The sequence below is a fragment of the Devosia sp. genome, from assembly GCF_014860165.1.
In the GTDB taxonomy this organism is placed as follows: Bacteria; Pseudomonadota; Alphaproteobacteria; order Rhizobiales; family Devosiaceae; genus Devosia.
Genome location: NZ_JACZKG010000035.1, coordinates 1 through 16,578, shown reverse-complemented (window position 1 = coordinate 16,578; position 16,578 = coordinate 1). Strand labels below are relative to the sequence as shown.

18 protein-coding genes are annotated in these 16,578 nt (G+C 64.5%); 8 read left to right on the top strand and 10 right to left on the bottom strand.

Annotation, left to right across the window (positions count from 1 at the left end; translation table 11 throughout):
• Window positions 1–400 precede the first annotated feature (400 nt).
• Window positions 401–847: a hypothetical protein gene (locus IH615_RS08255; RefSeq protein WP_291361291.1), complete on the bottom strand. Its 447-nt coding sequence runs from the start codon at window positions 845–847 to the stop codon at window positions 401–403.
• A 276-nt stretch (window positions 848–1,123) separates the two neighbouring features.
• Between IH615_RS08255 and IH615_RS08250 the strand changes: the two genes are divergently transcribed.
• Entirely contained in the window at window positions 1,124–2,839 is a 1,716-nt protein-coding gene (locus tag IH615_RS08250; RefSeq protein WP_291361290.1) for a tetratricopeptide repeat protein, read from the top strand.
• A 6-nt stretch (window positions 2,840–2,845) separates the two neighbouring features.
• On the opposite strand, the gene IH615_RS08245 is transcribed toward IH615_RS08250, so the two are convergent.
• From IH615_RS08245 to IH615_RS08235, 3 genes are all read right to left on the bottom strand, one after another.
• The gene (locus IH615_RS08245; RefSeq protein WP_291361289.1) at window positions 2,846–3,178 is read right to left on the bottom strand and encodes a multidrug efflux SMR transporter; all 333 of its coding nucleotides are present in this window, start codon (window positions 3,176–3,178) and stop codon (window positions 2,846–2,848) included.
• Window positions 3,179–3,258: 80 nt separating this feature from the next.
• Window positions 3,259–4,548 (bottom strand): UDP-N-acetylmuramoyl-L-alanine--D-glutamate ligase, encoded by a 1,290-nt coding sequence (murD, locus tag IH615_RS08240; RefSeq protein ID WP_291361288.1) that lies wholly within the window; start codon window positions 4,546–4,548, stop codon window positions 3,259–3,261.
• Window positions 4,538–5,869, bottom strand: a complete 1,332-nt coding sequence (locus IH615_RS08235) for a hypothetical protein (protein ID WP_291361287.1) — start codon at window positions 5,867–5,869, stop codon at window positions 4,538–4,540. Before IH615_RS08235 ends, murD begins: the two co-directional genes overlap by 11 nt.
• A 152-nt stretch (window positions 5,870–6,021) precedes the next feature.
• On the opposite strand from IH615_RS08235, the gene IH615_RS08230 reads away from it, so the two are divergent.
• Window positions 6,022–6,444 (top strand): YciI family protein, encoded by a 423-nt coding sequence (locus IH615_RS08230; protein ID WP_291361286.1) that lies wholly within the window; start codon window positions 6,022–6,024, stop codon window positions 6,442–6,444.
• A gap of 15 nt (window positions 6,445–6,459) precedes the next feature.
• Here the strand turns inward: IH615_RS08230 and IH615_RS08225 are convergent, their stop codons facing one another.
• Window positions 6,460–7,353 (bottom strand): metallophosphoesterase, encoded by an 894-nt coding sequence (locus IH615_RS08225; RefSeq protein ID WP_291361292.1) that lies wholly within the window; start codon window positions 7,351–7,353, stop codon window positions 6,460–6,462.
• Window positions 7,354–7,463: 110 nt separating this feature from the next.
• Between IH615_RS08225 and IH615_RS08220 the strand changes: the two genes are divergently transcribed.
• Complete coding sequence (locus tag IH615_RS08220) at window positions 7,464–7,940, top strand: NUDIX domain-containing protein (protein ID WP_291361285.1); 477 nt, start codon at window positions 7,464–7,466, stop codon at window positions 7,938–7,940.
• A gap of 82 nt (window positions 7,941–8,022) precedes the next feature.
• On the opposite strand, the gene IH615_RS08215 is transcribed toward IH615_RS08220, so the two are convergent.
• The gene (locus IH615_RS08215) at window positions 8,023–8,982 is read right to left on the bottom strand and encodes a glutathione S-transferase family protein (protein ID WP_291361283.1); all 960 of its coding nucleotides are present in this window, start codon (window positions 8,980–8,982) and stop codon (window positions 8,023–8,025) included.
• A gap of 351 nt (window positions 8,983–9,333) precedes the next feature.
• On the opposite strand from IH615_RS08215, the gene IH615_RS08210 reads away from it, so the two are divergent.
• From IH615_RS08210 to IH615_RS08200, 3 genes are read left to right on the top strand one after another with little or no spacing between them, the layout of a single operon-like run.
• Entirely contained in the window at window positions 9,334–9,891 is a 558-nt protein-coding gene (locus tag IH615_RS08210; RefSeq protein ID WP_291361281.1) for an N-acetyltransferase, read from the top strand.
• 37 nt (window positions 9,892–9,928) lie between these two features.
• Window positions 9,929–10,615, top strand: a complete 687-nt coding sequence (locus tag IH615_RS08205; protein ID WP_291361279.1) for a CoA pyrophosphatase — start codon at window positions 9,929–9,931, stop codon at window positions 10,613–10,615.
• Window positions 10,612–11,781 (top strand): CCA tRNA nucleotidyltransferase, encoded by a 1,170-nt coding sequence (locus IH615_RS08200; RefSeq protein ID WP_291361278.1) that lies wholly within the window; start codon window positions 10,612–10,614, stop codon window positions 11,779–11,781. Before IH615_RS08205 ends, IH615_RS08200 begins: the two co-directional genes overlap by 4 nt.
• On the opposite strand, the gene IH615_RS08195 is transcribed toward IH615_RS08200, so the two are convergent.
• From IH615_RS08195 to IH615_RS08180, 4 genes are all read right to left on the bottom strand, one after another.
• Window positions 11,778–11,975: a DUF1059 domain-containing protein gene (locus IH615_RS08195; RefSeq protein WP_291361276.1), complete on the bottom strand. Its 198-nt coding sequence runs from the start codon at window positions 11,973–11,975 to the stop codon at window positions 11,778–11,780. The genes IH615_RS08200 and IH615_RS08195 overlap by 4 nt on opposite strands.
• A 114-nt stretch (window positions 11,976–12,089) precedes the next feature.
• Window positions 12,090–13,262, bottom strand: coding sequence for an AAA family ATPase (locus IH615_RS08190; protein ID WP_291361274.1), 1,173 nt, complete (start codon window positions 13,260–13,262; stop codon window positions 12,090–12,092).
• A 1-nt stretch (window position 13,263) separates the two neighbouring features.
• Window positions 13,264–14,160, bottom strand: coding sequence for an oxygen-dependent coproporphyrinogen oxidase (gene hemF / locus IH615_RS08185; RefSeq protein ID WP_291361273.1), 897 nt, complete (start codon window positions 14,158–14,160; stop codon window positions 13,264–13,266).
• Entirely contained in the window at window positions 14,157–14,627 is a 471-nt protein-coding gene (locus IH615_RS08180) for a tRNA (cytidine(34)-2'-O)-methyltransferase (protein WP_291361270.1), read from the bottom strand. Before IH615_RS08180 ends, hemF begins: the two co-directional genes overlap by 4 nt.
• A gap of 215 nt (window positions 14,628–14,842) precedes the next feature.
• Here IH615_RS08180 and petA point away from each other — a divergent pair, with 215 nt between their 5' ends.
• Together petA and IH615_RS08170 are read left to right on the top strand one after the other, a co-directional pair.
• Entirely contained in the window at window positions 14,843–15,367 is a 525-nt protein-coding gene (gene petA, locus IH615_RS08175) for a ubiquinol-cytochrome c reductase iron-sulfur subunit (RefSeq protein ID WP_291361268.1), read from the top strand.
• A 14-nt stretch (window positions 15,368–15,381) separates the two neighbouring features.
• On the top strand, window positions 15,382–16,578 hold a 1,197-nt coding region (locus IH615_RS08170), incomplete at its 3' end, for a cytochrome b N-terminal domain-containing protein (protein WP_291361266.1).

The following is a 16,578-nucleotide window of genomic DNA, read 5'->3' as shown; positions in this document are numbered from 1 at the left end:
ATTATCTGATCGCCTTTGGCGTGGCCCTGCTGGCGGTCATCGTGCTGGCGGCCCTGCGGGTGCTGGCCCACAACATTATTCGTCGCCGGGAGGCGGATGCGGAGAGCCCGGGGCCCGAAGGGGGCCGCGGGGAGAAGCGTTAGTCCTCGGCAGCGGCGCTGAGGGACGAGCGCGCTACCAAATTGCTTCTCCCCCCGTGCGGACGCGACCGGGAGGTGTCGCGACCGCTCCCACGCGCCGACCCCCTTGGAGTAGGGTCGACGCTCCTCCTCGGCCGTAAAGAAAACGAGCCGAAGAGGAATGAAATGGCCGGAGGGACGCTTGGGAATGCAGGAGCGGTCCGAGAACCGTTCATGCAGTGCCCCTTCCGGCCGAGGCATGTAACCTGTGGACGCAGGCGCTACATGCCAACCGCATCAAGGCGCTGACTGCGCGCCCAGAAACTGACGATACTTGCCGCCTCGCGCCGGTAGGCGTCGCGTTCGGCATGACGGAAGAACACACCCGACGCACCGGCCTCGAGCAGGGCCTCTCGACCGTGGCGGTCGAGGGGCGGCGCCATCACGACCACGGGCAAACCCTTCTGGTTGGCAAGCGACTGGATGGAGGCGACGAATTCCAGATTGGCCTGGCTATGACATTTGAGGTCGACGATGAGCAGGCTCGGCCACTCAATGGCCGGATTGGCCAGGACGTCGGCCAGCATGAGCCGGCCATCGGTGGCACCGCCATAGTGACGAATGGCAGGCGAGCCATGCGCCAGCAACATCCGCGTCAGCAGATGCGCTGAATGCGGGTCGTCATCTACCAGTGCCAGATATGGCATGTCGTCGCCATGATCGTTCAAGTTGCACCCCGTTGTCCGCTCGCCAGCGTGACAATACGAAAAAGAAACACGCGCCCTCATCCTGATTGGATGATGAGCGATACTATTCGAAACTAGGTGGTCAATTGGCTTCGGCCGGGGCCTATCCGGCGAAGCGGCGCCGGGTATTGAACGCCGACAGCGGCCGTATGATGCAGGCGGGACCGGGCGAACAGGCAACGTCAGGTAAAGTCGATGTAACGCGGCCTTGCGTTTTACATGTAAATCGTCACTATCGCGGTCTTTCAGGAGGTGTGGTTGAGCGACCCTGCGCCGCAGAGCGAGGCGATCCTGACTGCGCTTGAGCGCCTGCTCGCGTGGCCTGAAATCGCGCGCTCTCCGCAGCTCGGCCGATTTCTGGCCTATATCGTGCAGCGGACCCTCGAGGGCAACGAAAACTCCATCAAGGCCTATTCCATCGCCGTCGACGTTTTCGGGCGCCCGACGGATTTCGATCCACAGACCGATCCGATCGTGCGGGTGCAGGCGCGGCGACTCCGCGCCCTGCTGGACGAGTATTACCAGGGGCCAGGCCTTGGCGAGGTCATGCAGATTCAACTGCCGGTGGGTCGCTATGTCCCCGAATTCACGGCTTTGCCGGAGCCGGGCGGACCGATCGCCGAACGCGATGCGCCCGGGGTGATCGAGCGGCAGGGCGACGGCCGGCGTTTGAGCGCCCCGTGGTTCGCGCTGGGCGGACTCGCGCTGGGGCTGGCCGTGGCGGCGATTGCCTTCAGCGGGTGGTGGCGCAATGCACCGGACGCCGCGGGTGCGGTGCAGCGCCCTACCGTGACGGTCATCGAGTTCCAGAACCTGGACACCTCGGATACGCCGCCGCACGTGGCCGGCCTCGCCATCGAGCTGGTCACCGATCTCCAACAGTTCGGCGATATCGAAGCGCGCTACAGCGCCGGCGGCGACGATGAAGAAGTCATCCCGCCCACCAGCGATTATGTGCTGACCGGGATCGCCCGGCCCGAAGGCGGCATCGTGCAGTATAGCGCCATCCTCACCGAGGGGCGCACGCGGTCAGTAATCTGGAGCCATACGCTGTCCGTGACGATGGATGCGGCGATGGCTCCAGAGGTGATGGACATGGTGTCGCGGTCGCTGAGCCTCGTGCTGGGCAGTCCGCGCGGACCGCTACATGTGGCGGCGCGGCGGTATCTCGCCTCGACCACATCCGGTGAGGCCGGGCTCAATGCCTATCTCTGCAGGGTCTTGTTCGATCTCTATCGCGAAAGCGGCGGCGCCAGTGAAGCCGAGCGGGCGAGCGCGTGCCTTGCCGCCTTGCCGGAGGCTGACCGCGGCAGCGCCGTCGCCGTGGCAGCGGCGGCCATTCTGCTGTCCGAGCAGCCCGACGCGACCGAGAGCGCCGAACCGTTGATCAACCGCCGTCGTCTGGCCGCAGCCGAGCTCGAGCGCGCAATCGGGTTGGACCCGCTCAGCGGATTCGTGTGGGAACAGCAGGCGCGTCTGCATGAAGCAGTCGGCGAACTGGCGCAGGCGCGTGCCGACTTCAGTTCATCGGTGCAGCTCAATCCCGCCAGCGTGGACGCCCTGGCGGCCTATGCCCGGCTTCTCGCCTTTGGCGGCAATCTGGACGAGGCCGAGGCGATGGCCCGCGACGCGGTCGAGGGCTCGCCCAATCCTCCACCCTGGTATCAGGGTGTTCCGGCACTGCTGGCGCTGCGCGGTGGCGATTTCGCCCAGGCCGCCACCCATGCCGAGCTCTATGCCCAGGCCGATACTGAACTGGGGCCGATCCTGGCCATCATGGCAGCGCAGGGTTCGGGCGACAGTGCCGTGGTCAGCCGCTACCTGCCGCAGGTGCTGGGTGTGGCCACGTTCCGCGCCCAGGGCATATTACCGCGGCTGCGCGAGCGCATCGGCGACGCTCAGCTGATGGATGCCATTCGTGCGGCCCTGGTCAAGGCCGGCGTGCCGACGGCGGCACTGATCCGTGCCTTCTAGCCCCGGCTAGTGCGCTGTCGACTGCGAGAACAGGTTGATAACCAGCACGCCCGCCAGGATCAGTGCGATGCCGATGAGTGCCGGCAGGTCCAGCGACTGGCCGTAGGCGAAATAGGCGATGATCGAGACCAGCACGATGCCGACGCCCGACCAGATGGCATAGCCGATGCCGACCGGAATGGTCTGCAGGGCCAGCGAAAAGAAATAGAAGGTGATGCCATAGCCCACCACGACCACGATGGTGGGTACGAGCTGGGTGAAGCCGGCCGAGGCGCGCAGGAACGAGGTGGCGATGACTTCGCCGACAATGGCGATGGCGAGATAGGCGAGGCCAGGCATGGCAACTCCAACGGCTCAGGGGGCCGACTCCTGTCTACGCCGCAGCCCAGCCGCCGAGAACCACTATTGTTGGGACGGCGTCAGCCGAAAATGGCTTGCGCCAGCTCGACAAATCGGCGCCCGCGCTCCTCGAAATTCTTGAACTGGTTATAGGAGGGGGCGCCCGGCGACAGGATGACCGCGTCGAAGTCGCGGCGGCGGCTGTGCAGTATCTGCATTGCCGCTTCCAGGTTCGGCTCCGCGAAGACGACGATCTGGGGGGCGGCGGCGCGGGTGGCCGCGGCAAGGCGTGCGCCGGTCACCGGCAGGCAGGCGAGCGTGGTCACGCCATAGCCGGCCAGGAGTTTCGCCAGTTCGTCATAGTCCTGCTGGCGTTCATGGCCGCCGGCGATCAGCGCCAGGCGATAGCCGCGATAGGCGGCGAGGGCCGCCTTGGTGGCTTCGGGCGTGGTGGAGATCGAGTCGTTGACGAAGATGGTGCCACCGAACTGGTGCTCTTCCAGCCGGTGGGGCAGAGGCGCGAAGGCGGCGATGCCGCGGATTATGCCATCCAGCGTGGCGCCGGCCGCCAGCGCGATCTGTGCCGCCAGCCGGGCATTGTCGAGATTGTGAGCGCCCTTGAGGCGCGAGCCGGCCACAGCCTTGTCGATGGCAGCGGACTGCTCCGGGGTCAGGTCGGCCAGCAGTCGCCGATGGTCGCGCACGGCCATGGCCACCAGGCTATTGCCCCTGGCGGCGGCGCCCAGCGCAACCGGGAAACCGCCATCGCGATCGATCAGGTGCAGCTTGTCCTTGTAGTAGCGCTCCAGCGAGCCGTGCCAGTCGACATGCTCGGGGTAGAGATTGGTCACCGCGGCAATGTCGGGCAGGAAGCTCATGTCCGCGGTCTGGTAGCTGGACAGCTCAAAGACAACCACCGGATGGCGGTCCGCGATTTCCAGCGGCGCCAGGCCGACATTGCCCGCTAGCCCGGCGTCGATGCCGGACTTGGTCAGCATCAGATGCACCAGTGTCGCCGTGGTCGACTTGCCCTTGGTGCCTGATATGGCGATGACGGTGCGGCCGACGCGGTAGGCCGAGCCCCAGAGGTTGAGGTTGGAGGTTACGGGGATGCCGGCATCGCGGGCGATGTCGAACACGTCCTTGTAGCGCGAGACGCCCGGGCTCTTGACGATCAGCCCGAAGCGGTGGGCGCGGATGGCGGCCACGAGGTCTTGCGGGGCGATGACTTCGGTGTCGGGAATTTCGGCCTCGCCGCTATCGACAGTGACGAAGACCTTGAGATCGGGCTGGCGCGCCTTGAGGAAGGCGCGGGTCGAGATGGCCTCGCGCCCGGCGCCATAGAGCAGGACGGGTTCTTCAAACCGCATAGGCAGCTACCTTTGCCGCCAGGGCCGGCGGAATGTGGTGGTCGTGGCTGTCGGTCAGGCATTCGGCCATGGCCAACTGCAGCTTGGGTTCGCCATATTGCGCCAGGAGGTCTGCCTTGACCCCCCGCACCACGGCATCCTGGTGCCAGTCGGCATGGCGGGTCAGCGTATAGAGGCAGGCTGCCGCCTCGAGGATTTCTCCGACGCATTCCCAGGGCTTCTGCCCAGCAAGGCCGGCCAGTTCGCGGAACGAGCCTTCATTGTCAGCGATATCGAGCAGGTTCTTGCCGAATATGGCGAGCAGCCGATCCTTGGCCATGAAGGGCGCGAAGATCAGGAAGACGAAGTGGCATTTGGGGCATTCGCCGCACCAGAGCGGGCCGTCATTGCCATCGAGCCGGAAATTGCGGTTGCAGCTCGAAAAGACGCGGTCGAACTTGTCCTCGTGCGTGAAGAGCGAGGCGATGCGGGCTTCCGAATAGGGGCGCAGCAGCGAGAAATATTTGAGCGCGCCGCCGGTGGCGTCGGAGAGGATCGAAGCAATCAGCAGCTCGAAGCCGAGCGACTTGGAATATTGGTGGTTGGTCTCGCGCCCGTCGAAGGTGACATTGCCCTCGCTGGCCGAGCGTTCGTTGCTGAGCACGATCTGGTTGTAGCCATAGAGCAGGGCGCAGAGCGCGGCGATCATCGAATTGATCGCCGTCGAGGGCACGTGACCGTTGTAGTAGCCCGGCTCCTTGCCCAGCCGGATCATCTCGGCATCGAGGGTGCGGGTGACATAGACCGGCGGCGTACCGATCTTGTCGACCGAGGTCAGGATCGGACCCTTGGGGTTCACGGCGAAGGGCGTGAAGGCGACGCCGGCATGGGTCAGGAGGTCGACGCTGACCAGCGAATCCTTGCCGCCGCCGATGGGCAGCAGGGTGCGGTCTGGCAAGGCCGGGGCGGGCTTGGCTGCCTGGGCATCATGCGGAGCATGGATAGTGAGCTTGCCGAAACGCATGAGATTGTTGCGGGCATAGAACTCGCCCAGGCCGTTTTCGTAGACGTCGATGGCAAATGCGCGCTCGGCCTCGGTCAGCGCAATGTTGGGGGCGACGATCTCGAACGGGGCCCTGAGCTTGAAGTAGCTGACGCCGAGCACGACGGCGGTCAGGTCCAACAGCTTGCGGAAGGAAGGGCTCTCAGCGGCGCCTGCATCGGCGCCGGCGGGGAAGCCAAGGGTCTCCACGAAATGCAGGCCATCCAGGCCGTAGCCGAAGCTGGCCTTGCCCGTCGTCGGATCGAAAGTCGGGCGCTCGATGAGAAATTGTTCGGTCAAGGCTTGGATCACTCGCGGGGTTGGCTATCCATATAGGTGATTTGCCGCCGTGGCGGGAGTGGGGCACGTTTTCCGTCGAAATCGGCCCGGCTCATTCGTCGCACTGACATAGGGGCGGCATAATCGCGCCCCGGACAGAGGAGAAATGAGCCATGCGTGTCGTCGTTTTCGTCAAGGCAACCGCCGATAGCGAAGCCGGGGTCATGGGGTCCAGCGAGCTGCTGGAAGCCATGGGCCGATACAATGAAGAGCTGGTCGATGCCGGAATCATGCTGGGTGGCGATGGCCTCAAGCCGTCTTCCCAGGGCAAGCGCATCGGCTTTGACGGGACCAAGCGCATCGTGATGGACGGGCCGTTTGCCGAGACCAAGGAACTGGTGGCCGGCTACTGGATCTGGGAAGTGCGCGACATGGACGAGGCCGTCGCCTGGGTCAAGCGCTGCCCCAACCCAATGCTGGGCTATAGCGAGGTCGAAATCCGCCCGGTCTATGAGATGAGCGATTTTGCCGAGATCATGACGCCCGAAGCCGAGGAAGTGCACGGCCGCGTGCGGGCCAAGACCGAGGGGCAGTAGAATCGGGTTTGCCGGCTAGCAGATTCGCATCTGCAGACGCATGACGATGTCGCTGCCCAGGCGCTGGAAGCCATATTCGCGCATGGTGCAGCTCCAGCCGCGATCGCCTGAGCGTTCGATGCGGAAGAGGTTGTAGCGCGCCGGATCGTCCAGCGTGCCGCCCTGGGCGGCGCTGGCGGCGGCGACGCCCACGACGGGCACTTCCTTGCCCTTGCCGGGAATGGAGTGGATCGAGGAGCGGTGGGTGTGGCCGTGCAGAATCAGCTCGGCGCCATGTTCTGCGATGACCTGGCGGAACAGCTTGTGCCCCTTGAGGCCGAATGAGGGATGCTGCAGTTCCGGATTGGGCGGATGGTGGATCAGCACGGCGCGGAACATGTCCGCCTCACCCATCAGCCGGAGGATGCGGGCGAGCCGGTCGGCCTGGCGCTCATCGAAGCGGCCGGTGGCGAGGAAAGGCCGGGTCGGGACGGCGCTGGAACAGGAGATGATGGCCAGTTCGCCGATGCGGCGGACGAAGGGAAAGGCCTCGTCATCGAGCGTTTCGCCCTGCATATATTCGCCCCAGGCGAGCTGGGCCGCTTCGAGCGCGCCCGCCACATAGGCATCGTGGTTGCCCGGACAGGCGGCGACCCGTTCGGAGGCGCCAAGTGCCTTGAGCCACTGGCCGGCCCGGTCGATCTCGAGCGGCAATGCCAGGTTCACCAGGTCGCCGGTGACGGCGACGAAGTCGGCATTCTGGGCTTGCAGGTGCGCGACCAGGCTCGCCAGCGTCTCGCTGTTGAGCTCGTCGTGGCGCTTGATCTTCCAGTTGAGATAACCGGTGACGCGCTTGCCCAGCAGGTCACGCCAGCCAATGTCAGGCATGGGCGACAGGTGGATGTCGGAAATGTGGGCGAGAGTAACCATCACGCGCCTAATGCCAGAAGCAGGCGGGCAAGAAAACGGTCAATCGGGCGCGGGGTCAATTTTGTCGCCATCAAGTCTCTGCTACCGGTAACGTCGCAAGGAGTGTTTCGATGCAGATGAATCGCAGGCAGAAGCTGACCGCCAAGGTGTTCCTCACCCTCAAGGGGCTCTGGCACCGCATGACGCTGGGCGCGCGCGTCATGGTGGTCGATGGCGACAAGGTCCTGTTGATTCGGCACAGCTATGTGCCCGGCTGGCAGTTTCCCGGCGGCGGCGTGGGGCCAGGAGAAACCATCGAATCCGCGGGGGCGCGGGAAACCCTCGAGGAAACCGGCTATCGCGTGGTGGGGCCGATGCAGCTCTTCGGCATTTATCACAATTCGAGCCCGGTGACCGACCGCGACCATGTCGCCTTCTATGTGGCGACCCGTTTCGAAAAGGCCTTTGACCGCAAGGCCGATCACGAGATCGCCGAGGTCGGCTGGTTCGACCGCCACGCTCTGCCCGAGAAGGTCACCCCGGCCACCAGCCAGCGCATCGACGAATATTTCGACGACGTGCCGCGCCGGGATGTCTGGGGGTATTGAGGGGCATTGCTTGTGGGCCATCGCCTCATCCACGACGTCATTCCCGCGCAGGCGGGGATGACATCGTGTTCGTTGGGGAGCGCTACTTCAAAAACGGCAGGTCCGGCCCGATGGGAATGATCCGCGTCGGGTTGATGGTGATGTGGCTCCAGTAATAGTGCGTCTTGATGTGGTCGAGATCGACCGTTTCCTTGACGCCGGGCACCTCGTACAGCGCCTTGAGATAGTGCGAGATGTTCTTGTAGTCGGCGATGCGCTGCCGGTTGCATTTGAAGTGGCCGACATAGACGGCGTCGAAGCGCACCAGCGTGGTGAACAGGCGCCAATCGGCCTCGGTGATGGTGTCGCCGGTGAGATAGGCGGTCTCGCCCAGGAGGCCCTCGACCCAGTCCAGCGCCTCGAACAGCCTCGTCACCGCCCGCTCATAGGCCTCCTGCGTGGTGGCAAAGCCGGCCTTGTAGACGCCGTTGTTGATGTCGTCATAGACGCGGGTATTGATCGCATCGATCTTGCCGCGCAGGGCCTCCGGGTAGAAATCCTCGGTGTTCCCGGTCAACTCGTCGAAGGCCGAGTTGAACATGCGGATGATTTCCGAACTTTCGTTGGAAACGATCGTCCCGGTCTTGATATCCCACAGCACAGGCACGGTGACGCGGCCGGTATAGTCTGCCTGTGCCTGCGTATAGACCTGCCAGAGATAGTCCTTGCCCAAGACTGCATCGCCGGTGGAGCCGGTGGAGGTGTCGAAGCTCCAGCCGGTCTCGTCGGGCATTTTAGGCGAGACGACCGAGACCGAAATCAGGTTCTCCAGCTCCTTGAGCTTGCGGAAGATCAGCGTGCGGTGGGCCCACGGGCAGGCCAGCGACACATAGAGGTGGTAGCGGCCGGCCTCGGCCTTGAAGCCGCCTGCACCTGATGGGCCGGGGCTGCCGTCAGCGGTGATCCAGTTGCGGTAGCCGGCCTGCGACCGCTTGAATTCGCCGCCGGTCTTCTTGGTGTCATACCATTGGGTGGACCAGATACCGTCGATCAATTGTCCCAAGATCGAACCCTTTCCGTCATGTTGTCGACTCGTTGTCGGGGTCAAATCCCGACAGTCGCTTTGCGTTGCCTGACACATAGCGATGGGCAGCGCCGCCGATAAGGCGGTTTCGCTACAACGAACCGTTGTGCATTTTGAACACAGCCGTCCTGCGCATCTTGTATTTTGGCGGGTGATCCATGATTTTCGTTTTACGCGAGGCCCCCTTGGTGCTAATGCGGATTTCAGGCGTGGAGGCGCCCAGGATGGTGAAGGTTTTGCTGGTGACACGACGACCGTAAACGGTCTTTCGAAGCGGTGCCCCCCGTGGCGCCGGGTTTGTCCTACGCATCCCCATCCTGGATCATCGTCATGACCCTTTCGCCTGCGCCTTCGGCCGCCACTGCTGCTGTCTCCGCCGTTTCCACCCGCGTTCCCACCGTGCGCCCTGCCACGTCGGCCGATGATGCCTTCATCGAGGACCTGCAGGCTATCGCCTTTGGTCCGGGCCGGTTCGCCAAGACGGCCTATCGCATTCGCGAGCGCTTCAGGATCGACCCGAGCATGAGCCTGATTGCCGAAGTCGACGGCGTGGCCTGCGGCTCGGTATGGATGACCCCGATCAGCATTGGCGGCATCAATGGCTGGATGCTGGGTCCGCTGGCTACCCATCCCAATTTCCGCAAGCTCGGCGCTGGCAAGCTGCTGGCCCGCGAAGTGACCAAGCGCGCGCTGGCCCGCGGCGACGGCCAGTTCGTCATGCTGGTGGGCGACCGCGACTATTATTGCCCGCTGGGCTGGGAGCCGACGACGCTGGGCAATATCGAATTTCCCGGCCCGGTCGACCCGACCCGCGTGCTGCTGTTTGCCGAGGACAAGTCGCTGGCAGCAACGCTCCACGGTCCGATCGCCGCCTGGCAGCAGGGTTAGCGCTCCTTCACCTCTCCCCCAAAGGGAGAGGTAAGGGGTGCCCAACTCCATCATCCTCGCCTATCCTCCCGCCTCCAAAACACAATCCGGTGCATCCTTGTCACCCGACGACGCCATCATCGACCGCCTGGCTGCGCGCCTGCTGAGTTCGCCACCCGCTGTGACGGCGGCCGATTCGCTTGTGCCGGACTGGATGCCGGAGACCCCGTTCAACCGTCCGCCGGTGCCGGCGGCGGTGCTGATCGCGCTGGTGCGGCGGCCCGAGGGTCACACCGTGCTCTATACCGAGCGCTCGCCCGACCTGCGGGCCCATTCGGGCCAGGTCGCCTTTCCCGGCGGCAAGATCGATGCATCAGATGCCGATGTGGCGGCGGCGGCCCTGCGCGAGGCGTTCGAGGAGGTGGGCATGGAGCGCGAGGACGCCACGGTCATCGGCTATATGCCGACCTATTTCACCGGCACCAATTATCTGATCACGCCCGTGGTCGCCACGGTGGAGCCCAGCGGCCCGTTCGTGCCCAATCCGGGCGAAGTGCATTCGGTGTTCGAGGTGCCCCTGCAGCGCATTTTGGCGCATGAGGCTTATGGCCGGTTCCGCATCCACCGCAACGGCGAGGAGCACCGCACCTGGCAGATCGACCACGACGGCCATCGCATCTGGGGTATTACCGCCAATCTCACACGGCGCCTGCGCGACCTGGCGATGAGCGAGGCCGTTCCATGAGCGATCCACTGGCCACTGCCGACTGGCTGAACCGGCCCGAGACGCAGGCCATCCTTGCAGCGCTGGATGGCGCCAAGCGCCGGACGCGAGCGGTCGGTGGCGTGGTGCGCGACACCATCATGGGCCGCACCCATGGCAATGACATCGACATGGCGACCGAACTGCTGCCCGAGGAGGTGATGGCGCGGGCCAAGGCTGCCGGCATTGCCTGCTATCCCACCGGCATTGTCCATGGCACGGTGACGCTCAAGCTGGGGGAGACGCTGGCCGAGGTCACCACCTTGCGCAGCGATGTCGAGACCGATGGCCGCCACGCCGTCGTCGCTTTCGGCACAGACTGGGTCGAGGATGCCAGGCGCCGCGATTTCACGCTGAACGCGCTCTACTGCGCGGCCGATGGCACCCTCTATGATCCGCTCGATGGTGCCAAAGACGCCCGCGCCGGCATTGTGCGCTTCATCGGTGACCCCGCCGAGCGCATCGCCGAGGATGGTTTGCGCGTCTATCGTTTCTTCCGCCTGTCGGCCAGTCACGGCGAGCAGCGGCTCGATCCGGACGGGCTGACCGCCTGCGCGGCCACAGTCGGCAAGCTCGGGCACCTGTCGCGCGAGCGGGTGGGCAGCGAAGTGATGCGCATGCTGGCGCTGCCCAAGGTGGCGATGACGCTCGCCGTCATGTCCGAAATCGGGCTGCTGCCGCTTGAGGACGCGGCACTCAAGGCGCTGGTTGCCTATGAGGGATTTGGCGGCCAGTCGGCCACGACCCGGCTGGCGCTGATCGGCGCGGACCGGCTCCCCGCGCTGCAGGCGGACTGGCGGCTTGCCAATGATATCGTGAGCGCGGCGCAGCACATTTCCCAGGCTGGGACGTTGCTGGCCGACGACAGGATTGCCGAGGCGGCCTATCGCCATGGCGAGGCGGCCGTGGAAGGATTGGCGGCGGCGGCGTCGATGGGGCAATGGGGATTGGCGCGACTGTCCGAAGCCGCCCGCGCGCTGGGCGCCCTGGTGGTGCCCCCGTTCCCGGTCAGCGGACACGATCTTGCCGGCCTCGGCTTAACGCCGGGACCGGCCCTTGGTCAGGAACTGGCCCGTCTCGAGCGGGCCTGGATCGAGAGCGGTTTCGCTCTCGGCAAAGGCGAATTGCTGGCGCTCGTCAAGCGCTAGTGCTTCGTCTTCTTGCCATCGTCGGTATCGACGATGCGCTCCTTGATGCGCTCGATCATGTCGGGTCGCACCTCGGTTTCACCGTGATAGGTCTTGAGATTTTCGACCGCACGGCGAACCACTTCGGCTTCGCTTTCGGCCTCGGCATGCCAAGTGGCGCCGGGGATCAGCGAACCGGATTCAAATCGTTTCATGTCGTCTCCCTTGTCGTCGGTGTGCTGAAGCACAACGCCTCGATGGGGAAGGGGTTCCGAGATTCTCTCCCTTCGCGGCAGTGGGGCCGGGGATGGCACGTACTTCGTGGCACTTCAGCCGTCCACGAACTCGCCCAAATTCCCCAAGCCCTCGAGCCAGGTGCCGTTGTCATCCCGCACAACCTCGCGCGGCAGCACGCCGCTTTCGGCGGCAATGGCGTCGGCCAGGTCGCGCGCATGGGTCACCACCCAGACCTGGCTGCGCTCGGCGGCCTTGACGATCAGCCGCGCCAGCATGGGCAGCAGGCTGGGATGGAGGCTGTTTTCGGGCTCGTTGAGCGCAATGAAGGGCGGTAGCCGATAGGAGAGCAGGGCGCCGGCCAGCGCCAGGAATTGCAGGGTCCCGTCCGACAGTTCGTGTGGCTGGAACACCCGCTTGGGCATTTCGGCGTAACGCATGCCAAAGCTGGCAAATTCCCCGACCTCGGGAATGACCAGTTCCGCGCCGGGAAAGGCATCCTCGATGGCCCGGTCGAGATCGATGCGGTCGCCGCGGATATGGTGCAGGGTCGCCAGCACGGCGCCCAGATTGCTGCCGTCGGAGGCCAGCGAGGGCGAGGTCACCGCGCGCGATGGCCGGCGCAGGGGCGATTCGGCATCGGTGCGGAAACCGTGGAAGAAGCGCCACGCGATCAGCGAATCGCGCACCAAGGCAATCTCGGAGCGGCCCGACAGCGCCGCCAGGGCTGTTTCGCTGGCCAACATGTCGTCATTGGCCACTTCGCGCCGGCCTTCGGCATCGCGGGCCCAGGCCATGCCACCCTTGCGGTCCATCAGGCTGACGGTCTTGCCGCGCTGCTGCCAGTCGAGGCTTTCGGTCTTGATCTGGGCCTCGTTGCGAAACGCTGCCACGTCGATGCCAGCGAAGCTCACTTCCAGCCGATAGGTCGGGTCGAAGCTGCCATCACCCAGATCGGCGAAACTGGCTGCAAGCCGCAGGCTGTTGCCCTCGTCCTTGCGATAGCCGTCCGTCCGATATTTCGGATCGAAGCTGCCGTCGGGGCTGAGATTCTTGCCGCCGGCCCAGAAGATCGAGGCCAGCCCGCCCTCGCGGGCGATCTCGTCGGCCAGCGTGCCGCGCGCTGCGGCCTGCAGCAGTTCGAGCGAGCGGTAGAGGTTGGTCTTGCCCACGCCATTGCCACCGACCAGCACCGTCAACTGCCGCACCGGAAACCGGATCTTGCGGATCGAGCGATAGCCGGTGATTTCGACGGCGGAGAGCGTCATGTCAGGGCCAGCGTACTTCCGGCGGCATGGACGACAGGATCGAGTTCACATTGCCGCCGGTCTTGAGCCCGAAGGTGGTGCCGCGGTCATAGAGCAGGTTGAATTCGACATAGCGCCCGCGGCGCACCAGTTGTTCGTGCCGGTCAGCTTCGGTCCATTCAGTCTCGAAATTGCGCCGTACCAGCTGGGGATAGATGCCCAGGAATGCTTCGCCGACCGCCTGGGTGAAGGCGAAATCGGCGTCCCAGTCGCCCGAATTGTGGTGATCGTAGAAGATGCCGCCGGTGCCGCGCGGCTCGTTGCGGTGGGGCAGGAAGAAGTATTCGTCGCACCAGGCCTTGTAGCGGTCGTAGTCGACGCCCGGGCGGTTCTGGCAGGCGGCACGCATGGCGGTGTGAAAATCGAGCGTATCGGCGTCGTCCTGCACCCGCCGGCGGTCCAGCACCGGGGTCAGGTCGGCGCCGCCGCCGAACCACTGCTTGCCGGTGACGATCATGCGCGTGTTCATGTGCACCGCCGGGACATGCGGGTTCCAGGGATGCACGATCAGCGAAATACCCGCGCTCCAGAACTTGGCCCCTGCCTCGGTGCCGGGCATCTGCCTGGCGAAATCGGCGGAGAATTCGCCATGGACGGTCGAGACATGCACGCCCGCCTTCTCGAACACCCGGCCATGCAGCATGCCCATCTCGCCGCCGCCACCAGCTTTCCGGTCCCATGGGGTGATCTCGAACTTGCCGGCCGGCAAGTGGGCATTCGGACCCTGAACATCGGTCTCGATCTGCTCGAAAGCTGCAACAATCCGGTCGCGCAGCGCGCGGAACCAGGCCTGGGCTGTGGCCTGCTTGGCCGCAATATCGTCTGGAAGTGTCATGGTGTGAGAGACATGTACGGTCATGCGAGCCCTGTAAACCCGTCCGTCTGCCTTTTTGCTTCGCCCAGGACCATGGTGGCCGCGAGCGCCACATTGATAGAGCGCAGTCCTGATCGCATCGGAATGCGCACCAGCAGGTCGCAGGCTTCAGCCACGGCATCGGGCACGCCGGCGCTTTCGCGGCCCACCATCAGGATGTCGTTGTCTCCATATGTCACCGTGTAGACCGAGGCCTCGGCCTTGGTCGTCAGCAGCACGAGGCGGCGGCCAGCCTCGTGCCGCCAGGCATTGAACTGGGCCCAGCTGGCATGCTCGCGCACGGCCGCGTGGTCGACATAGTCCAGGCCCGCCCGGGCAAGCGCTTTGGCCGAAAACGGGAAGCCGGTGGGGTGGATGATGTGAATGGTGGTGCCCAGGCAGGCCCCAAGCCGGATCAGGGTGCCGGTATTGTTGGCGATGTCGGGCTGGTAGAGGGCAATGTCGACCGGCATGGGAGCTTTCCAGCGCGTTTGCGAGGCTGGGACGGGTATAGTGTCGCAGTTGCCCGCTGTCATCCGCGGGCGCACTGGACAAGCGCCTGTGACAGTGCAAAAAGAACCGCGACTGACGGGCCGCTTGAGGGTGGCACGCGGCCGATTCTGCGCATGCGCGAAACGGCTTGCCGCTACCGGCCTCGTCGGATGTGCATTGTACGGGGATACGGGCATTGGCCGATCACAACAAAGATCCAAAGAACCGTCGGGATTTCATCTTTGTCGCCACCGGAGCAGTTGCGGCAGTCGGTGCCGCTGCCACGGTCTGGCCGCTGATCAACCAGATGAATCCCGATGCCTCGACGCTGGCGCTGGCCAGCATCGATTTTGATGTTTCCGCGATCCCGGAAGGGCAGTCCGTCACCATCATGTGGCGCGGCCTGCCGGTGTTTGTGCGTCACCGCACCGCGGCCGAGATCGAAGAGGCCAAGGCAGTGCCGCTCAGCGACCTCAAGGACCCTGAAACCGACGAGCAGCGCACCAAGACCGGTCACGAACAGTGGCTGATCATGATCGCCAACTGCACCCATCTCGGCTGCGTGCCGGTGGGCGACTCGGGTGAGTTCGACGGCTGGTTCTGCCCCTGCCATGGCTCGCACTACGATAGTGCCGGCCGTATCCGCAAAGGCCCCGCACCCAAGAACCTGGTGCTGCCGCCTTATGAATTTCTCAGCGATACGCTGGTCCAGATCGGTTAGTGGGGGCCGTTCCGATGTCCGAACATTCGACTTATACGCCCGGTACCGGCATCGAGAAGTGGCTCGATGACCGCCTGCCGATCATCAGGTTCTCCAAAGAGCACCTGATGGACTTCCCCACGCCGAAGAACCTCAACTACTGGTGGACCTTCGGCGCGATCCTGGTGATGTGCCTGGGTATCCAGATCGTCACCGGCGTGATCCTGGCGATGCACTATACGCCCAACGTCGCCATGGCCTTCGACTCGGTCGAGCACATCCGCCGCGACGTCAATGGCGGCCGCATGATCCAGTCGTTCCACGCGGTGGGCGCCTCGATGTTCTTCGCCGCCGTCTATATCCACATCTTCCGTGGCATGTATTTCGGCTCCTACAAGGCGCCGCGCGAGATCCTGTGGATCCTGGGCGTGCTGATCTTCGTGCTGATGATGGCGACCGCCTTCATGGGCTACGTGCTGCCTTGGGGCCAGATGTCGGGCTGGGCCGCCACCGTGATCACCAATATCTTCGCGGCCATCCCCGTCATCGGCAATCCGCTGCTGGAACTGCTGCGCGGCGGTTTCTCGGTGGGCAATCCCACGCTCAACCGCTTCTTCTCGCTGCATTACCTGCTGCCGTTCGTGATTGCCGCCGTTGTCGCGCTCCACATCTGGGCGCTGCACGTGCCGGGCAACAACAATCCCATCGGCGTCGACGTCAAGGACAGCCGCGACACGCTTCCCTTCCATCCGTACTACACGATGAAGGACGCGTTCGGCATGGTGGTGTTCCTGATCCCGTTCGTCTGGTTCGCCTTCTTTGCGCCCGACATCCTGGGCCATCCGGACAACTACATCCAGTTCAGCAGCACCGTGACGCCGGCGCATATCGTGCCCGAATGGTACTTCCTGCCGTTCTACGCGATCCTGCGCGCCATCGACTTCAACTTCATCCTCGACAGCAAGCTGCTGGGCGTCATCGCCTTCGGCGGCTCGATCCTGATCCTGTTCTTCCTGCCCTGGCTGGATACGAGCAAGGTCCGCTCGGGCACGTTCCGGCCGATGTTCAAGTGGTTCTACTGGGTGTTCGTGGCCAACTTCGTGCTGCTCACCTGGTATGGTGCCCAGGCGCCGGACATGAAGGTGCTCGGCAACTTCACGGTGGCCGATACCTCCAAGCTCTCGGTGCTCTACTACTTCGCGTACTTCATCGTGATCCTGCCGCTCCTGAGC